Genomic DNA, 2,265 nt, shown 5'->3' on the forward strand with positions numbered 1-2,265 from the left:
TGCACCAAGAGTATCCCAGCTTTTAAAGTTATTGCTTATATTGAATGTTGTGCTTATATTATTTGTCCCTGTTACAGCTATAGTGCCATTATCAGGAGCGTTTGCGATGCCTATAACGCCGCCGATGTTCTTACCATTTGATTCACTGCCGTTAACAGGATCAGGCTCACCATAATTGACAGTCTGCTGAGCGGTGATGTTTCGCAGAGAAGTACTGCCCTGTGAAACAGCCGCGATACCGCCGATATTCATTCCATCTATAGTGTTGCGCACATTCATACTGCCTGCGATCCTGATAGAATCGACTTTACCTTCACCGTCTGCACCATTACCGATAACAGCGAACAAGCCGTTATATGGGTGTGCGTATATCTGACCAAGACCTTCACCGACAGATGAAGTTGTTATATCAGTCCCATCAGAAGTCTTGCCGTATTTTTCACCGACAGCAAGTGTAACGGTCTTATCTCCGCCGTTGAGCGTACCTGTAAAATTCCCGACAGATACCGAACCGTCACGCATAAAACCGCTTATGCCCGTACCTTCGAGAGAAATATCATTTGTAACAGTTAAAGTACTGTCAAGAAGTGTATCGCGTTTATTATTATCGCCTGCTGTAAATTTCAGGCAATCATAGTCTGCACCATTATTCAGCTGAATGTTTAGCGCAGTCACAGCAAAGTCAGCCTTTGTACCCATTGAAGTACGGGCAGGCTTCACTGTTACAGTATGTTCTGTGGTATCAAGTGTTAGTATACCGTTCGTCGTATCTTCAATATCCGATATTCTTACAACTTCGCCCCATGTGCCGATATCATCAGCTAAAGAACCGTTTGAGCGCCTGAAAGTCCAGCCGTTTTCATAAGCTGTACCGTCAATACCTGTACCGAGCGCATAGACAAGCACATTGTCATTCTCACCGATAAGCTGACCACCTTTATTTGACTTTGCTCCGGACATATCTGTGATACCGCTGAGGCGCAGTACACCATTTTTGAAATAACCAACTGCACCGCCGCCATTGAAGCCATCTGACGCAGTAAGTTTAAAACTGCCGATATCAGCAAAAACGCCTTTTTCGTCTGAAGTCTTGCCTATAAGACCTCCGAAATAAGCTATTGTATCTTTCTTTGCTGTTCCCGATGCAGTGATAGTCAGCCCGTCAGCCTTTATATATGCGGCATCATCAACGACACCGATCGCTCCGCCAAAGTGATCGAAAGGTGCATTGGAAGCCGCAGATATGGTAAGACCATCAAGTATAAGGCTGTTTTTCAGGTCATCTGTAACATACTTTCCTATGATACCGCCAAAATATCCTGTAGTCGCCGTATTTGCGGTACTTACATCCACATTTCCTGCACTGCCTGTATTCTTGATAGTGAGCGATGCCGCAGTATCGCCCTTATTATTGATGAGCACACCAAAAACACCGCCGCAGTTATCAGCACTTACGGAAGCTGTTATATTATGATCTTTGAGGTCAAATTCAGCCGCACTGTTAGTGTACTGACCATACAGTCCGCCTGCACCTGTTTTGCCTGTTATCGTTCCGCTGACAGCCAGAGGAGATGCCAGACCTGTTATCGATGCGGAAGTACCGCTGACACCGACCAATCCGCCTGCAAAGCCGTTTTCGGAAGTTACAGAATTATCAAAAGCAGGATATGATGTCAACTTAAGAGAAGCGTTGCCTTCCATAGTACCGACAAGACTTCCTGCGTTTCCGCTGACAGAAGATACATCAGGTCTGCTGACCGATGTATCGTTCACGGTCAGACTTGAACCATTTTTCATAATGCCGCAAAGTTCGCCGACATCTTTGATCTCATTATCTCCCGATGCAGTATTTGCGACCGAAGCCGATGACTCATTCTTAAATTCAAGTTCAACACTCGCGTTCTCTTCCAACTGACCGATAACGCCCGCAAAATCGTTTGTGTTGGTGCTGACTACATTTATCTTCCAGTCAGCAGTATTTGTTCCCCCATGTACATGATCTGCAAACAGCGGTGACGAAGCCGAACTGTTTTTTGCCATTTTAAGAGTGATCGGCTGATTGTTGGCATCAATGACTTTTACATCTGTACTTACATTGTTAAACAATGCTCTCGGCAGAGAGAGGTTGGTAGCAACCAGCACTATTGAACCTTCAAATGGAACATTTTCATTTCCAAGACCCACAAAGCCGTTATTATCAGGTATATTTGTAAAAAGAATATTCAGCTTATCATTTTTGTGTGCCCATGCAAATGTATCATCAGT

1 pseudogene is annotated in these 2,265 nt (G+C 44.6%); it reads right to left on the minus strand.

From position 1 onward, the window contains the following. Nucleotides 1-2,265 (minus strand): annotated as a pseudogene (locus tag CUS_RS03920) (hypothetical protein); the annotation flags it as partial.

It is taken from the genome of Hominimerdicola alba 8 (assembly GCF_000178155.2).
In the GTDB taxonomy this organism is placed as follows: Bacteria; Bacillota; Clostridia; order Oscillospirales; family Ruminococcaceae; genus Hominimerdicola; species Hominimerdicola alba_C.